At 36.5% G+C, this 18,024-nt stretch carries 13 protein-coding genes; 4 read left to right on the top strand and 9 right to left on the bottom strand.

The window, feature by feature from the left end; translation table 11 throughout:
• Window positions 1–50: 50 nt before the first annotated feature.
• The 9 genes from HHU12_RS05755 to hisF form a co-directional block, all read right to left on the bottom strand.
• Window positions 51–2,063 carry a YgiQ family radical SAM protein gene (locus tag HHU12_RS05755; RefSeq protein WP_169655802.1) on the bottom strand — a complete coding sequence of 671 codons (2,013 nt, stop codon included), beginning with the start codon at window positions 2,061–2,063 and terminating at the stop codon, window positions 51–53.
• A 330-nt stretch (window positions 2,064–2,393) separates the two neighbouring features.
• Window positions 2,394–3,449, bottom strand: coding sequence for a lysylphosphatidylglycerol synthase transmembrane domain-containing protein (locus HHU12_RS05750; protein ID WP_240970865.1), 1,056 nt, complete (start codon window positions 3,447–3,449; stop codon window positions 2,394–2,396).
• 162 nt (window positions 3,450–3,611) lie between these two features.
• Complete coding sequence (locus HHU12_RS05745; RefSeq protein WP_169655800.1) at window positions 3,612–5,561, bottom strand: ATP-binding protein; 1,950 nt, start codon at window positions 5,559–5,561, stop codon at window positions 3,612–3,614.
• Window positions 5,562–5,602: 41 nt separating this feature from the next.
• Window positions 5,603–7,261: a S41 family peptidase gene (locus HHU12_RS05740; RefSeq protein ID WP_169655799.1), complete on the bottom strand. Its 1,659-nt coding sequence runs from the start codon at window positions 7,259–7,261 to the stop codon at window positions 5,603–5,605.
• Between the two features lie 26 nt (window positions 7,262–7,287).
• The gene (locus tag HHU12_RS05735; RefSeq protein ID WP_169655798.1) at window positions 7,288–7,596 is read right to left on the bottom strand and encodes a HesB/IscA family protein; all 309 of its coding nucleotides are present in this window, start codon (window positions 7,594–7,596) and stop codon (window positions 7,288–7,290) included.
• Between the two features lie 221 nt (window positions 7,597–7,817).
• The gene (rfaE2, locus tag HHU12_RS05730) at window positions 7,818–8,303 is read right to left on the bottom strand and encodes a D-glycero-beta-D-manno-heptose 1-phosphate adenylyltransferase (RefSeq protein WP_169655797.1); all 486 of its coding nucleotides are present in this window, start codon (window positions 8,301–8,303) and stop codon (window positions 7,818–7,820) included.
• Window positions 8,293–9,309, bottom strand: coding sequence for a lysylphosphatidylglycerol synthase transmembrane domain-containing protein (locus tag HHU12_RS05725; RefSeq protein WP_169655796.1), 1,017 nt, complete (start codon window positions 9,307–9,309; stop codon window positions 8,293–8,295). The genes rfaE2 and HHU12_RS05725 overlap by 11 nt, the downstream gene beginning before the upstream one ends.
• A gap of 95 nt (window positions 9,310–9,404) precedes the next feature.
• On the bottom strand, window positions 9,405–9,755 hold the full coding sequence (gene panD, locus HHU12_RS05720; RefSeq protein WP_044201768.1) for an aspartate 1-decarboxylase: 351 nt from the start codon (window positions 9,753–9,755) through the stop codon (window positions 9,405–9,407).
• Window positions 9,756–10,167: 412 nt separating this feature from the next.
• Window positions 10,168–10,923, bottom strand: coding sequence for an imidazole glycerol phosphate synthase subunit HisF (hisF, locus tag HHU12_RS05715; RefSeq protein ID WP_169655795.1), 756 nt, complete (start codon window positions 10,921–10,923; stop codon window positions 10,168–10,170).
• A gap of 172 nt (window positions 10,924–11,095) precedes the next feature.
• On the opposite strand from hisF, the gene carB reads away from it, so the two are divergent.
• The 4 genes from carB to HHU12_RS05695 all read left to right on the top strand — a co-directional run bounded on the left by carB (window position 11,096) and on the right by HHU12_RS05695 (window position 17,649).
• Window positions 11,096–13,912 carry a carbamoyl-phosphate synthase large subunit gene (gene carB, locus HHU12_RS05710; protein ID WP_169655794.1) on the top strand — a complete coding sequence of 939 codons (2,817 nt, stop codon included), beginning with the start codon at window positions 11,096–11,098 and terminating at the stop codon, window positions 13,910–13,912.
• 100 nt (window positions 13,913–14,012) lie between these two features.
• Entirely contained in the window at window positions 14,013–14,477 is a 465-nt protein-coding gene (locus HHU12_RS05705) for a deoxycytidylate deaminase (protein ID WP_240970864.1), read from the top strand.
• A 206-nt stretch (window positions 14,478–14,683) separates the two neighbouring features.
• Window positions 14,684–15,715: a cytochrome c oxidase subunit II gene (locus HHU12_RS05700; RefSeq protein WP_169655793.1), complete on the top strand. Its 1,032-nt coding sequence runs from the start codon at window positions 14,684–14,686 to the stop codon at window positions 15,713–15,715.
• Window positions 15,716–15,756: 41 nt separating this feature from the next.
• Window positions 15,757–17,649 (top strand): cytochrome c oxidase subunit I, encoded by a 1,893-nt coding sequence (locus HHU12_RS05695; protein ID WP_169655792.1) that lies wholly within the window; start codon window positions 15,757–15,759, stop codon window positions 17,647–17,649.
• Window positions 17,650–18,024 lie beyond the last annotated feature (375 nt).

Raw genomic sequence — 18,024 nt, 5'->3', positions numbered from 1 at the left:
ACACCTCATCGTATTATTTTTCGATGAGGTGTTTTTCTTTTTATAATAAATTATCTTCTTTTCTTTCTTCTGTTAGAAGCTTTGGATTGTCCCATTTTCATTTCTTTAGAATGAGAAGGCTTTCCTTTGTGATGAGAAGGAGTACTTTTTCCTCCTCTTGTTTTATTTTTAGGACCTGATGATGGATTGGCTTTTGCCTCACGTTCATCTCTTTTCGCCTTAGCATGGTATTTCAATAAATCTTCCGCCATCTTGGAGTTGCCACTCTTACGCAGCGTTTCTCTGATCCACGCTTGATTTTCTTTTTTATACCAGAAGAAGAATTTATTTTGATCTTTTTTCTTTTTAGGATCTTTTACGGTGTCAACCGGTTTCAAAGTATAAGGATGCACCCCAGTATAATAAATCACTGTAGCAACAGTCATAGGAGTTGGGGTGAAGTCTTGTACTTGTTCGAGTTGGAAGCCCATTTCTTTTGTTTCCAAAGCAAGATTGGCCATGTCTTTCATATCACATCCAGGGTGGCTTGATATAAAGTAAGGAATCAAGGGCTGTCTCAAACCATGTTTTTTATTGATCTGATCAAATTTCTTTTTGAATGTATGGAAATGCTTAAAAGAAGGCTTTCTCATAATTCTTAAAACAGGATCAGAAGTGTGTTCAGGCGCTACTTTCAATCGGCCAGGAATATGTCTGGTAACCACCTGTTCCATATATTCATGCAAACTCTTTGTTTCATCCGATTTGTTGTAATCACTTACTAAAAGATCATACCTGATACCACTACTCACAAAAGCTTTCTTGATTTCGGGATGTTTATCCACCTTTCTGTAAAGTTGTGTCATGGCCTTATGAGAAGAATCCAAGTTGTCACAAACAACAGGATGGATACATGAAGGACTTACACATTTATCACAAATAGACTGTATCTTACCCTTCATTTTGTACATATTAGCACTAGGTCCGCCAAGGTCACTTAAATACCCTTTAAAATCAGGCATTTTCGTCACTTCATCAATTTCTTTAAGAATAGAAGACTCCGAGCGACTGGCAATCATCTTACCTTGATGAGCCGAAATTGTACAGAAAGAACATCCTCCAAAACACCCTCTATGCATATTGATAGAGAATTTAATCATATCAAATGCAGGGATTGCACCTAGGTTATTGTACTTCGGGTGTGGTAAACGTGTGTAAGGTAAATCAAAAGAAGCATCAATTTCTTTCTCCTTCATGGTTTTGTAAGGAGGGTTGATGATCAATTTCTTATCTCCAATTACCTGAGTTAATCGATCAGCGTATTGCTTATTTGACTCTCTTTCGATGTGTTTGAAGTTGGAGGCAAACTTGATTTTATCTTCCAAACATTCTTCATGCGAGTGGAGGTCGATCGTATTCCAGTGAACACCTTTAGGTAATTCCTCTTCAGCCGGCTGTAAAATAGCTGTTTGCTGAATCGTTTTCAACGAACGCATGGGAACCCCTTTTTTGACAAGCTTAATAATTTGTCGAAGTGGCTGTTCCCCCATTCCGTAAACCAGAATATCAGCTTCAGACTCTTCAAGAATAGAAGGTTTTAATTTATCTGACCAATAATCATAATGAGTTACCCTACGCAAAGAAGCTTCAATACCTCCAATAAGCACAGGTACATCAGGGTATATTTCTTTTAATATTTTAGAATAAACTACAGTAGCATAATCAGGTCGTTGTCCAGATTCACCACCTGCAGTATAAGCATCATTGGAACGTCTTCTTTTTGCAGCTGTATAGTGATTCACCATTGAATCCATACATCCGCCAGTCACTCCAAAAAACAGATTAGGTTTACCTAACTGTTTGAAGTCGCTTAAATCTCCTTTCCAATCAGGTTGTGGTATAATTCCAACTTTCAATCCTTCAGATTCTACTAGTCTTGCAATTACAGCCGCACCAAATGAAGGGTGGTCAACATATGCATCTCCTGATATAATAATGACATCTAGGCTATCCCACCCTCTTAATGCCATTTCTCTTTTAGTGATTGGTAACCAATCAGATAATTTATTCTCTCTTCTAATCATTCTATCTCAAGTTCGGGGTACAAATTTCGTAAGAATGTCATTAGAAATAAATTTTAAGTAAAAGTATTTCTGAAATGAACGTAAATTTTTCAGATATAAACTGATATTCAGTGTTTTTGTTCTTTTTTTAATACAATATTACTTGAGTAGTAGATTGAAGAAAATGAATTGTAGTTCAGTCAGTAATACAATATTTTTGAGATACTTCTTATCATAGTACTTAGCAGAGACTATTTCCTGTTAGACCTATTTTTTATCATTATCATTAATAAATAAAAAAAGTGGAACCGTTTTTCGATTCCACTTTTTAGTTTTATATAGGTTTTGTGTTTAAAATCTTTTTGTGATCCACCTTGGAAGGACAATCGAACCTATTGCCAAGTAAGCATAATAAGTAAACAATCTCCAGAAAAGAGCAACGATCAATACAATCCCACCATCTTGGAAGAATTCCTTGAAAAATTCACCAAAGAAAAATTCAGCAGTTCCTGCACTACCCGGTGTAGGAGAGATTAACATTACAATCCACATGATCACTTGTCGTCCAAAAATAAGGCACTGATCCAAGAAGCCCTGATGACTTATTCCTAAGAGGCTGATATGCAAAAAGGCATTGATCAAACAATTCAGCATAGCATACCTTGCCGACCAGATAAATATGGTAGAAGCAATCACTTTTACCCAATAACTTAAAGGATGACCTCTTAATTCTCTTGAAGCGACAATCATTTCATTACCACTTTTTACAGCGTCTCTTCTCCATCTTTTCGTGAATTTTGTAGAGGTTAATTTCCAGAGAAATCTTTTAAAGGATTTAGGACCGATAAAAAGTCCCCAAGCCATAAAGAGTGTATATACTGCAATCAAAGAAACACTGACCACAAAGATTTGTTTCAAACCTAATGTGAAGCCAAGAATTTCTGTAGTGTAATTATTTTCAGGGAAAATGCTTCCAGGGAATAGTGCGATGACAAGTAAAGAAGCAAAAACAAAGAATAGGTTATCTAGAATTGCTGTAAGCATTACAAAACTTAGTGCTTTTCCGAAAGGAATTTTCTCTTTGTTCATAATGAAAACAGCCACAGTTGTACCACCAACTACGGAAGGGGTCACTGCTGATGCAAACTCCCAAAGCATGATGACAAAAAAGCTGGAATTCCAATCTAATTTATTATCCGTTAATGCTCTAATTCGGAACATATATCCGAAATCTCTTGCAAACAAAACAATAAAGGAGGCAATTACCCACCAGAAGTCCATTTGTGAAAGACTATTTTTAATGACTTCTGCATTGATATTATCATCGGTTAATATCATATAAAATAAAACCCCAAGACCTACCAAAACAGGCAGGATAATCCTAGTTGGACTAAGATTTTTTAGCATTTTTTGCTGTTGGGTATCCATAGTGTTTGTTTCTCCTTTTACGCTTAAAAAAATCGAAGTTTTGATGACTTGAATGGCTTATACACATTACATATCGAAGTCAACACACAAAAATACTTTTAAAAATGAGAATCACTTATGATGTTACCTTTTTTTAGCTTTTTAGTAAGTTTTTTTTTCAATCAGAGTAATTAACTTCGTTAGAAGTGTTTCGGGATCAAAGGGTTTAGAAGCAAATCCGTTAAAACCTTTACTTTCTATTTCAGAAATATTCTCACTTGCCACATCGGCACTTAACGCTACAATAGGAAGATTTTGATAATAATCATCCCGCTTTTCTCTTATAATTTTTGTAGCCTCATAACCATTCATTACGGGCATTTGTAAATCCATAAGAATAATATCTATGGTCTGTTCCTCATCATGAAGTTTAAGGATAGCGTCTTCACCATTTTTAGCAGTAATGTATTCAGCTTCCCAGCGGTTCAAAAATTCTGAGGCAATAAGAATATTGAATTCATTATCGTCAACCAATAAGACTTTTTTGCCTTTTAAATTGCCTTCCACAATCTGGAAGTTATCTTTCTTTTTCTCTTCTTCCTGATTCTCGGCAATCGTAAAAGGTAGACTTACTTTAAAAGTACTTCCTTGACCTTCAGAGCTTTCTAGCGTTAATTGTCCCTCTAAAAGATCTACTATTTTTTTAGTGATATTCAATCCTAAGCCAGTACCACCAAACTTTCTCGTTGTACTAGTATCCGCCTGAGTGAATGCTTCAAAAATGGAATCAATACGATTTTGCGAAATACCGATGCCTGAATCTTTGACAATAAATTGATAAACGATGGATTTATCATTTTGATAAGTACAATCTACATCAAATGAAACGGCACCTTCCTCTGTAAATTTAATAGCGTTGGAAATTAAATTTAGAAGAACCTGTGACAGACGAGTAGGGTCACCCATTACAAAATTTACAGGGAGTGAAGTTGTCTTTAGCTCATACCCAATGTTTTTATCCTCAGCTTGTTGGGCGTACATCATAAACAGATGCTCCATAGTATCCGCTACAGAGAAACGGATTTTCTCAAGGCTTACTTTATTGGCTTCTAATTTATTGAAATCCAATATTTCATTGATTAGTCTTAATAAATTATCAGCCGCAAAACGCATCATTTCAAGCTTCTTGGATTGATAAGGGTTAAGTTGCGTGTCAATCAGAAGATTTATAGAGCCAATAATGGAATTCATTGGAGTTCTAATTTCATGACTCATTGTTGAGAGGAATTCCATTTTTTGCTGAGCAGATTTTTCAGCTTTCTCTTTTTCTTCTTTCAGCTTGTTTTCAATATTTTTCCGAGTAGAAATGTCTATAGCATAAACGTATACGACATTCTGATCAGGTATTGGTTTTATGGTGATGGAATAGGGGGTGTCAAGTATTATTTGTTCATACTCTTTTGTTTGATAAGCGGACAAACATTCTTTAAACATGTCAGCATAAACCCATTTGAGGTCTTCAAAGTGTGTTTTTATCTTTTTTGCTGAATGATTTAAAAATAGAATGTTGGCCTCTTTGTCAAATCGTAAAGTAGGATAGGGGCTTTGAGTATTGTGCTTTGAAGTAGAGTAACTGTGGAGTTTTTCAAGCTTCAACGTATTCACCAAACATTTAGAAAGCAGGTTCATCACCGAATTGAGCCCATTAATACTATCAAAGCCAAAATTAGTTTTTTGGGACTGAATGACCAGTATACCTTCTTCTCCAATTTCTGACAAATAATAAGACTTATCTCCTTTTGCAAACACATGGTTTGGCTGTTCAAGTTTTAAGAAGTTTTCAATAAAGTAAACTTGAGGAGGATAATACGTATGATTTGTGTAAATGTAAGCTAGCCCATAATTATGAATAAATGGAGGGTTAAGCGTCACATGGTGCTCATCTTTTTTGAAGAAAAGAGAAACATTAAATGGATTTAATATTGTAGAATAAGCATCAAAAAACAAATCAAGACTTTCTTTAAAGTTTTCTCCTTCACCAATTTTGGAAGAGAGAAACAAACAGGTTTGGGCGTCTTGATTAGATAGTAATTTGATTTGTTTTAGCTTCATAAGATAATAAGAGTAGTAATAGGGTATCGATTTGGTCACCTTCAACCTTTGACCTTAAGATCTTTGGTCTCGGTAGCAACTCCTTGCTGAATAATCTTTTTAGCTTCTTTTACCATAGGGTCTTTTGTATTCAGAACTTGATAGTAGCCTTCATCCCCCCAAAGAGCCCTTGCTATAGTTACTTTGATTCTGTGCACCAACTCTTCATCAATCTGTTCCGGATTATGGTGTTTCGATTTTCTGAAAACACCGTTCATCTCAGAGAATTTTTCTAGTTGAGTGATTAATGATGTATCACTTTCAAAATTATCAATGAAATGTGCTAAACCATGCTCCTGAAGATTGATATAATGATCATTAGCGTAGTTCAATGCAAAATCTCTTAGCAAATCAGTATGCTCTAAAGTATAATAATAGATGCCTAAAGATGTTGTATCTAAAGGTACAAAGTTGTCGGGAATAATTCCACCCCCTCCATACACAATTCTATTATTATCTGTCTTAAACTGAGGCATTTCATCCAGTTTAATACTGTCTTTAAAGAAAAGTTCCCCGCTTTCGTACCTTTCATTGATATCATTGTTATAAGAAATGCCATCACCATAAGGTTTTTGAATGCTTCTGCCGCTTGGAGTGAAGTATCTTGATATCGTTAACCTCAATAAAGAATTATCTTTAAGGCGAATTTGTCTTTGTACCAGCCCTTTGCCATAAGTTCTTCTTCCCACCACAACAGCTCGGTCATGATCTTGCAAAGCACCAGTCACAATCTCTGAGGCTGAAGCACTTCTTTCGTTCACCAATACAACGATTGGCCCTGTGAAATCGGCAGGTCTTATACTATATTCCTTTTCACTGAATTCATTTCCTTTGCCTTCAGTGTAAACAATCAGGTCGTCTTTAGGAAGTAAGTCATCTGCAATTTTTACAGCCTGACCTAAAAATCCACCGCCATTATCTCTTAAATCAAGAACAAGGTTTTCCATTCCGTCTGATTTTAAGTTTAATAAGGCGTTGTGGAATTCATCGTAAGTTTTAGTCGCAAATCTTGAGATTTTGATATACCCTGTAGCTTCATCAATCATATAGCTTGATTCCACAGAAGGTGTAGGGACCTTATCTCTTGTGATCGAAAAAGAAAGTAATTCGGCTTCACTGCGTCTTTTTATACCCACTTCAACCTTAGTACCTTTTTTTCCTCTTAATTTTTTAACGATTTGAGAATTGGAGAAATTTTGACCAGCAATTGTGTCGCCATTGACTGTGATGATTTTATCTCCTGCACGGATGCCAGTTTTCACGGAAGGACCACCCGGCATCAATGATACAACTTTTAAGGTGTCATCGATCACTCTGAATTCAATGCCGACGCCTTCAAATCCATCATCCAGTCTTGAAGCCATGATATCAGCTTCCGATGGAGGAACATAAACAGTATGCGGGTCAAGATCATCAAGAATATGATCGATTGCTTTTTGGGTGAGCTGATCGACGTCAACACTATCTACATAATATTTGTCGACATAATTAAGGAGACGTTCAAACTTGGAGGCATTAGAATCAACAGTCATGCGTTTGTTGTCAACACTAGGCGTCCTGAGGTGTGTGCCTATGATCACACCAAGCCCAATAGATAATCCTACAATTAAAGGTATCCACGCTTTAACGCCGTATTCTTTTGTTGATTTTTCTTCTGTCATTCCGGTTTAAACATCTGTAAAAAAAGTTACTGTGCGTTTTTCTTATTGAAAACAAAACCTCTCTCGTCTCTTCGATCTTCAAAATCTACTTCCAGATCAATCAAAAACATCATCTGACGCTTTTCTATGACCACAGAAATACCTTTGGTAGTGTAAGACATATCAGTTTCTTTTTCTTTGTCAAATCCTAAAGTAAAAGCAGCTCCGCCACATCCGCCTCCGCCTTTTACTCCAATTCTTAGAAAGTAGCCTTCAGGAACTTTTTTCTGGGTTAATATATTTTTTATTTCTTCTGCCGCACGATCAGTGATTGTGATCGGATTTTCAATAATCATACTTCTCTTAATAATTTATGGACTTGTGAGATGAAATGCAAGGTAAAAGACATCAAATTCAATGGAATGTTATTGAAATCTCTTAAAATCTTGATTGTACACAACAATTAAATGCTGTATTGATTTAAATAAAGATTTTAAGGAAATGTCTAATTTTGGTAAGGGTGCAAGATTTATATTTGTACTAAATAATACAATTCGTTGAAAGAATTGATTTACCTTTATAATCCAACTTTTCTGATTTTGTCAATAATAGAGCTTGTAGAGAAACCTTCCACTAACGTGATGGTTTTTACTTCTCCGCCATTGGCAATGACTTCTTTAGCACCAACTATATTTTCAATAGTATAATCGGCACCTTTCACTAGCACATCTGGTATCAGTTCATTGATCAGGTTTAAAGGTGTTTCATCACTGAAAAGGATTACCATATCAATAAATTCAAAAGCTGCTAACAAACGAGCTCTTGCGTATTCATTATTAATAGGTCTTTCTTCGCCTTTCAGTTGCTTCACTGAACTGTCAGTGTTTAAACCTAAAATCATTTTTGTTCCTTGTGCTCTAGCTTGTTCAAGGTAATCTACGTGACCTAAGTGAACAATGTCAAAACAGCCGTTGGTGAAAACTACTTTTTCATTAGAGTTTTTCCAATCAGCTCTGATTAATTTGGCTTTGGTTAGATCGACAATTTTATGTTTAGATTCCATTTTTCTCTGTTTGTTCAATACTTTCCGGTGTCTTTTTCAAGTTAGCCACCAATGTGCTAATGCCTCCAATTGTTAGCACAGAAATGGTTTGTGAAGTGTGCATTAATAACGCAAATGCAATAGCATTGGTCTCCGCAACTCCATAAATCAACAGTGTCTGTGTAGCAAAGAAGTGATACGATCCTGTGCCTCCAGGAGTTGGTAAAACCATACCTAGTCCGCCCATCATCATCATCACAAAGCCTACCATAGGTGATAAGCTGGAAGTGCCTTCTATCGCAAAAAACAGGACATAGCACATATAAAAATAAGTGATCCAGATTAAGACGGTATAAAGAAAATAAGTGGCTAAATCTTTACTACGTAATTTAAAAACACCAGCCATTCCTTCCAGAATACCATGAATAAAGCTGTATAATTTCCTGAAGAGCGGGGTCTTGAACAGTCTTTTTCTGATTTTGAATAATACACCTAAAACCATCAAACCGACAATGCCGATGATGATCAATATATATAATTTACCTTTCAGTGCTTCTTCATTACTGGTGAAATGAGGCATAATCATATCTTGAAGTTTCTCGAACTGACTGAAAAAGGCAATAGAAAAAAGTAATATAAAAATGACAAGGTCAATTGCTCTTTCGGCAACGACAGCTCCAAAGGATGTTTTTGCGGGTATTTTGGTGAGTTTTTGTAGTATACCACATCTGAAAAATTCTCCAAATCTTGGTATGATAACATTGCCTGCATACCCTGTCATGGTGGCCATGAAAAGATTAGTACCAGATGCTTTGTAGTTGAGAGGTTTTAGCATTAGCCCCCATCGGAGACCTCGTATGTAATGGCTGACCAGTGAAATAAAAATGGAAGAGAATACTATCCCCCAATTTAAATCTTCAAACGTTGTGGCAACTTCTTGAATATTTTGCTCCTTTAAAACGTACCAAAGTAAAAGTCCTGCCAGTACAAATGAGAAAATATACTTAAGAATTTCTTGTAATTTCATATAATCCTCCGTTTGTCGGGGTATCAAAAAAAAACGAGCCAACTCAAAAGGATTTATACAATTGAGTTGGCATAGTTATCTATTATCTTAAAAAACTAATCTTCCAGTTTGTTGTCATCATTAGGGAAGACAAGCTTTGGACGATATTCTTTTGCTTTTTTCTGTTTCATGTAAGCATAGGAGATGATAATAAGAATGTCACCTACTTGTACCTTTCGGGCAGCAGCGCCATTCAAACATATTGTACCACTTCCTCTTTCTCCAGTGATTACATAAGTCTCAAATCTCTCGCCGTTATTATTGTTTACGATCTGAACTTTCTCGCCTTCAATAATATTTGCAGCGTCCATAAGATCTTGGTCCACAGTAATACTACCCACGTAGTTTAGTTCTGCCTGTGTTACCTTTACTCTGTGTATTTTTGACTTTAAAACTTCTATATACATAGCTGTATTTTAAATCTTTTATCTTTTGCAAACGACATACAAAAAGCTAATACAAATATCTTTAAGAATAGAAGAATATACAAATTATTAGTAGCTTGATATTCAGTTTATTAATATATTATCTGCGATGCTTTTATAAAATATGCGTGCAAAAATAAGATTATTTTAGGGAACGAACAATAGTATTAAGCATCCTTAGTATAAAGATTTAATGATTGATCGTTCATTGGTTTATATATGCTTGATGTTTAAAGTACTAGAATAGAAGAATTCAAAAGGATTAATACTGCTTATTCTATCTCTATTCAATTAATGAAAAATGAATAAGGTATATTGAATATTCAGATACTAAAAATGTAAAACTTAATTCTCGTAAGTACGAAATCTGTACTTACTAGTACTTTATTATTAATTATAATCTAATTTCAACACCCTCTTCTCTTAAATGAGATTTTAAATGAGGAATTCCAATTTCTTTGAAGTGGAAAATACTAGCGGCCAAAGCGGCGTCAGCGGCATCTTCTTGGAAAAGGTCGATAAAATGACTCTCTGCTCCGGCTCCTCCTGAAGCAATAACAGGAATATTCAAAGACTGAGAAATTTCTTTTGTAAGTTCAATAGCAAAGCCATTTTTTGTTCCGTCGTGATCCATTGATGTCAATAAAATCTCACCGGCACCTCTTTCCTGACATTCATGTACCCATGGAATTGTTCTTAATTCAGTAGGAGTACGTCCACCTCTTACGTGAACGATGTGTTCGCCGTCTACATATCTTGTATCAACAGCAACAACCACACATTGACTTCCAAATTCATCTGATAATTCGTTGATCAATTCAGGTCTTTTTACAGCCGAAGAGTTGATAGAAACTTTGTCAGCTCCGGCATTTAATAAAGCAGAAACATCTTCAATACTTGAGATGCCACCACCAACGGTAAAGGGGATATTGATCTGAGAAGCAACTCTTTGCACGAGATCAATTAATGTTTTTCTTTTTTCTACAGTAGCTGTAATATCAAGAAATACTAATTCATCAGCACCCTCATTACTGTAGATCTTTGCAAGTTCTACGGGGTCTCCGGCATCTCTTAATTCTACAAAGTTGACACCTTTTACAGTCTTGCCATCTTTGATGTCTAGACAAGGAATTATTCGTTTTGTTAGCATATAGGCGATTTTTAGAAAAAGTACAAAGATAGATGAAGATTTTGTGAATTCTGAGTAAAAACAACTTTAATTTTTTAATCGAAGAATATTGTTATTTTAATAGGGATTTTAAAGTTTTCTATATTAGTTTTGCACCCCGAGTGTTAAGTCATGTTTTAAACGAGATAGCAAAATGCCTAGAAAGAAGCACATTAAGTCGGTACTTATCATCGGGAGCGGTCCAATCATCATCGGACAAGCTTGTGAGTTTGATTATTCAGGAACTCAAGCCGCACGTTCACTAAGAGAAGAGGGTATCGAAGTTACTCTGATCAACTCTAATCCTGCAACTATTATGACGGATCCGGTTACTGCGGATAACGTCTATCTCCTTCCTTTAGAGAAAAAATCTCTAATCACAATTCTTGAAAAGCATGATATCGATGCAGTATTACCTACAATGGGTGGTCAGACTGCATTGAACCTAGCGATTGATGCTCAAGAAGCAGGAATCTGGGAGGACTTTGGTGTAGAGATTATCGGTGTTGATATTGATGCGATCAATACGACAGAAGATAGAGAGCTGTTTAGACAAAAAATGCTTGAGCTAGGCGTAGGTGTATGTAAAGGACGTACAGCTAAATCTTTCCTTCAAGGTAAAGAGATTGCTCAAGAAATTGGATTCCCATTAGTAATTAGACCATCATTTACTTTGGGTGGTACTGGAGGTGGTTTTGTAAACACGCCAGACGAGTTCGAAAAAGCATTATCAAGAGGATTGGAAATGTCTCCAGTTCACGAGGTATTGATCGAACAATCTATCTTAGGATGGAAAGAATACGAATTGGAGTTATTGAGAGATGATTTAGGAAACGTAATTATCATCTGTTCAATTGAGAACTTTGACCCAATGGGTGTTCACACTGGTGACTCTATCACAGTGGCGCCTGCACAAACATTACCAGATACAGTATACCAAAGAATGAGAGATCTTGCGATCAAGATGATGAATGGTATCGGTATGTTCGCTGGTGGATGTAACGTTCAGTTCTCTGTATCTCCTGATGATAGTGAAATCATTGGTATCGAGATCAACCCTCGTGTATCAAGATCGTCAGCATTAGCCTCTAAAGCTACTGGTTACCCAATCGCTAAGATTGCGGCCAAATTAGCTATTGGTTATAACTTAGATGAATTGAAAAACCCAATTACAGGTACTACTTCAGCGTTCTTCGAGCCTGCATTAGACTATGTAATTGTGAAAATCCCTCGTTGGAACTTTGACAAGTTCAAAGGTGCAGATACTAAACTTGGTTTACAGATGAAAGCTGTAGGTGAGGTAATGGGTATCGGACGTACATTCCAAGAGGCTATACAAAAAGCTTGTCAGTCATTAGAAATCAAACGTAACGGTATTGGTGCTGATGGTAAAGAGATTACGAAGCAGGATGAAATTCTTGACAAATTAGAAAATCCTTCATGGGATAGATTGTTTAGAATTTGGGATGCCATGAAATTAGGTATCGCCATGAAGACTGTTCGTAAGATCACTAAAATTGACAAGTGGTTCTTGCGTCAAATCTTAGACTTAGTATTAGTTGAGAAGAAAATCGGTGAGCAAACAATTGACACTATTTCTTTTGAATTGATGCGTGAAGCAAAAGAAAAAGGTTTTGGTGACCGTCAAATCGCTCACATCTTAGGATGTCTTGAGTCTGAAGTATTTGATAAGCGTTACAAAGAATTGGACATCAAACGTCAGTGGAAACTTGTAGATACTTGTGCTGCTGAGTTTGAAGCGAAAACACCTTATTTCTACTCTACATTTGACAGCCAAAACGAATCGAAACCTTCTAAGAAGAAGAAAGTAGTTGTATTAGGTGCTGGTCCTAACCGTATCGGTCAAGGTATTGAGTTTGATTACTGCTGTGTTCACGGTGTCTTAGCTGCAAAAGAGGCTGGATACGAAACAATCATGATCAACTGTAACCCTGAAACGGTTTCTACTGACCCTGATATTGCTGATAAATTATACTTCGAGCCTGTATTCTGGGAGCACATCTATGAGATTATCTTGCACGAGAAGCCAGTAGGTGTAATTGTACAGTTAGGTGGTCAAACTGCTCTTAAGATTGCTGAGAAATTAACGAAATACGGCATTAAGATCTTAGGTACTAGTTTTGAAGCATTAGACTTAGCAGAGGATAGAGGTAGCTTCTCAACATTGTTGAAAGAAAACAATATTCCTTACCCTAAATTCGATGTGATCGAAACTGCTGATGAGGCATTAGAGAAATCAGAAGATTTAGGATTCCCTCTTCTAGTTAGACCTTCTTATGTATTAGGTGGTCAGAAAATGAAGATTGTGATCAACGAGGAAGAATTAGAGCAACATGTTGTTGAAACATTGCGTGATATTCCTGGTAACAAAGTTCTTCTTGATCACTACTTAGATGGTGCGATCGAAGCAGAAGCAGATGCGATCTGTGATGGTGAGGATGTTCACATCGTAGGTATCATGCAGCATATCGAGCCTGCAGGTATCCACTCAGGTGACTCTTACGCTGTATTGCCTCCTTACAACTTAGGTGATATGGTCATCGAGCAAATCGAAGAGTACACGAAGAAGATTGCTGTAGCCTTGAAAACAAAAGGTCTATTGAATATTCAGTTTGCTATTAAAGATGATAAAGTTTACATCATCGAAGCGAACCCTCGTGCATCTCGTACTGTACCATTTATCTGTAAAGCATACCAAGAGCCGTATGTAAACTATGCGACTAAGGTGATGTTAGGAGATAAGAAGGTGAAAGACTTCGATTTCAAACCAGTGAAGAAAGGTTATGCAATCAAGATTCCTGTATTCTCATTCAACAAGTTCCCTAACGTAGATAAGCAGTTAGGACCTGAAATGAAATCTACAGGTGAAGCAATCTACTTCATTGATACATTGAAAGACGATTACTTCTTGGATATTTACTCAAGAAGAAATCAATACTTAAGTAGATAATTCGGATTTTTCCGTAACTATATTGAAGCCCTGTATTACGGTACAGGGCTTTTTTTTATTTATTTTTTGAAACAATTATTTATAACAGTAAAATACTATTATGAGCGATATGGAAAGAGCACACGAATTTGATTTAGCCTTTATGAGATGTGCAGAATCAATTGCTGAATTAAGCAGATGCGTACGTTTGAAAGTAGGGGCGATCATTGTGAAAGATGGAAATATTATCTCAATGGGGTACAACGGTACACCAAAAGGTTTTGACAATTGTTGTGAAATTGAAGTGAGTACGTGGAATGAGGAGTTGCAACAAGATGAAACAGCTCTTAAAACCAAAGAAGAAGTATTGCATGCGGAAGCAAATGCGATTACAAAAGCGGCGAAATCTACCTACTCAACAGATGGGGCATCATTATACTGTACGGATAGTTGTTGCTTTGGATGTGCCAAATTAATAGTTCAAGCAGGGATCTCTTCTTTCTTCTATAAGAGGGCCTACAGGGATCAATCAGGACTGGATTTGTTACGCAAAGCAGGAATAAGGGTTACGCAAGTCACCTATTAGAGTTTAATTGTATCTCACTGTAAATCAATATCTTCATATAAAATATCGAATTTAGTCATCAAAAAAGTATGATATATATCATCAATGTAAAAATACTTTAATATATTTGATGGAATTTTATGCGAACTTATTTTTCTCAATAGAGAATTAAGACGATAAATTGTCACAATAAAGTATATCACGAACTTACACACTATCACAAAGGTATGACAACGGCTTTACTTTTTGCCACGGGAGCGATCTTAATCATAGCAGTACTTGCTTTGGTTTATCGTATTATTACTCTTGTAGGAATCGCTAAGGGCGACCAGAAGACGAAGGTTACGACAAGTAACAAAATTAATGCAGCATTATTTCCAATTGTTTTAATTGTTGGATCAGGCCTAATTATGTGGTCTTTCAACGATGCAAAACAATTTTTCTTACCAGAAGCTGCATCGATTCATGGTAAAGAGACAGATCATCTATTTTGGATAACAATGGCGATTGTGTTCACTGCATTTGCTTTGACACACTTGTTATTATTCACATTCCCGTTCTTGTTTCAATTCTCAGAAAAAAGAAAAGCAGATTTCAATCCTCATAATGACACATTAGAGATTGCTTGGACAGCAGTTCCTGCAATTGTAATGGCAGTTCTTGTGATTTTCGGTTGGAGAGCATGGGCAGATATCACTGCACCAGCTACAGAAGATGCTATTCAAGTAGAATTAATGGGTAAGCAGTTCGCTTGGGAAATTCGTTACCCTGGTAAAGATTTGAAATTAGGCCGTTATGATGTGGCAAACATCGACAATACCAACTCAATGGGTGTAGACTATGATGATGTGAATGCTCAAGATGACTTTACTGCCAGAGAAATTTATCTTCCAGTAGGTAGAGAAGTCGAATTGAAAATCAGAGCTATTGACGTAATCCACTCTGTTTTCTTACCGCATTTCCGTGTGAAAATGGATGCAGTACCAGGTATGCCAACTCGTTTCAAATTCACGCCAACAATTACAACGGCTGAAATGAGACAAAAAACAAACAATCCTAAGTTCAACTATGAATTAGCTTGTACAGAGGTTTGTGGTTACGGTCACTTCGGTATGAGAAAGTTAGTGAAAGTAGTTACTCAAGAGGAGTATGATGAGTGGTTAATGAAGCAGAAGCCTTGGTTAGAGAAAAACCCTGATTACTTATCACAATGGGAAGCTAAGAAAGCTAAAACTGCATCAGTAGCTAAATCTCATTAATCCTTTTCAATTTAGATTCAAACTCAAAAAAGATAGATAACATGTCAAGTGTAGCATTAGACGTAGAAAATAAAGACGTTCACTCGCACGATGATCATGAACACCACGGTAACTTCATTACCAACTATGTGTTTTCATTTGATCACAAAGTTATTGCAAAGCAATATTTGATTTCTGGTATTTTCTGGGCAATCATTGGTGGCGGTTTATCATTATTATTCCGTATTCAATTAGGTTTTCCAGAAGCAAACTTAGAGTGGTTAAGACCACTTTTAGGAGACTGGATTACTGAGTCTGGTAAAATGGATACAACATTCTACTTAGCGGCAGTAACAATGCACGGTACCATCATGGTATTCTTTGTATTGACAGCAGGTCTTAGTGGTACGTTCTCCAATTTCTTGATTCCATTGCAAATTGGAGCAAGAGATATGGCATCAGGATTTATGAACATGCTTTCTTACTGGTTGTTCTTCGTAGCATCAGTGATTATGTTCATCTCATTATTTGCTTCAACAGGTCCTGCGTCAGGTGGTTGGGTAATTTATCCTCCATTATCGGCATTACCTCAAGCGGTGTCAGGTTCAGGTATTGGTATGACATTATGGTTGGTATCAATGGTATTTTTCATTGCTTCTTCTTTATTAGGTTCGATCAACTATATCTCAACAGTGATCAACTTAAGAACAGCAGGTATGTCTTTCGCTAAAATGCCACTTACTATCTGGTCATTCTTTATCACAGCGATCATTGGTACTTTATCATTCCCTGTATTATTTGCAGCGGCATTATTATTAGTATTTGACCGTAGCTTTGGAACATCATTCTACTTGTCAGATATCTACATTCAAGGTGAATTGTTAGAGCACTCAGGTGGTAGCCCTATCTTATTCCAGCACTTATTCTGGTTCTTAGGTCACCCAGAGGTATATATCGTATTATTACCAGCTTTAGGTTTGACTTCAGAGGTAATTTCTACGAACTCAAGAAAGCCAATCTTCGGTTACAGAGCGATGATCGGTTCAATGTTAGGTATTGCATTCCTTTCATTTATTGTATGGGCACACCACATGTTCGTGTCAGGTATGAACCCATTCTTAGGAACGATCTTTATGTTCTTGACATTGATCATTGCGGTACCTTCAGCAGTAAAAGCATTTAACTACATCACAACATTATTCAGAGGTAATATCATCTTTACACCTGCAATGTTGTTCTCAATTGGTCTAGTTTCATTGTTTATCTCAGGTGGTGTTACAGGTATTATCCTTGGTAACTCAGCATTGGATATTCAATTACACGATACTTATTTTGTAGTAGCTCACTTCCACTTAGTAATGGGTTCTGCAGCATTTTTTGGTATGATGGCTGGTGTTTACCACTGGTATCCAAAAATGTTTGGTAGAATGATGAACAGTGCTATGGGTTATGTTCACTTCTGGTTAACTTTCATCGGTGCTTACATGGTATTCTTCCCAATGCATTACATCGGTATTGCTGGTTTCCCAAGAAGATACTACTCGTTCACAAACTTTGATGCATTCTCTACTTTCACAGATTTGAATACATTTATTTCAATTGCGGCAATCTTAACAGTAACTGCTCAATTTATCTTCGTATTCAACTTCTTCTGGAGTATGTTCAGAGGTAGATTAGCTCCATTGAACCCTTGGAATGCAACTACATTAGAGTGGACTACACCAAGAAAACCAGGTCACGGAAACTGGCCAGGTGCTTTACCAGTAGTTTACCGTTGGCCATATGATTACTCTAAGCCAGGTGCTGAGAAAGATGGCTTCACAGACTTTATTCCTCAAAACGTTCCGCTTTCATCAACAATGAGCTCGAACACTCCTGAGGAGAAAGTACTAGCTGAATTAGACGAAAAATTCGATCAATTAGGTGAAGAGAGAGAAAAGAATCCTTTCATCTAAGAAAACGAAATCTATTTAATAGATATACTTTTATCAGAAAGTATCCGGGGTATAGGCTTTTAGTCTATACCCTTTTTGTTTGCCCTGCATGCAAACTATCCCGACAGCTTGAAAGAAAGCTGTTTCGCCCCTCGGAGGGAAGAAAATGCGACCTCAAGTGCGTTACTGGCAACGGTAAGGTGTGAAGGAAGAGTTAGCAAGTTTACTGAACATAGCGAAAGTGAACTGATTTTGGCGTGTTGTAGTGGGTAAGGTTGCAAAATATGCCGAAGCCCCATTTTCGAGAGTACTCAATACGTTATAACAGATGCGTTAGTAAACAGGGAAGTTTAGCTTAACAGGGGAAGCCTTTATTTCTGTTCGTGTTTTTTTTTT

The sequence above is a fragment of the Flammeovirga aprica JL-4 genome, assembly GCF_012844305.1.
Classification (GTDB): Bacteria; Bacteroidota; Bacteroidia; order Cytophagales; family Flammeovirgaceae; genus Flammeovirga; species Flammeovirga aprica.
This window is presented reverse-complemented; position numbering and strand designations above follow the sequence as displayed.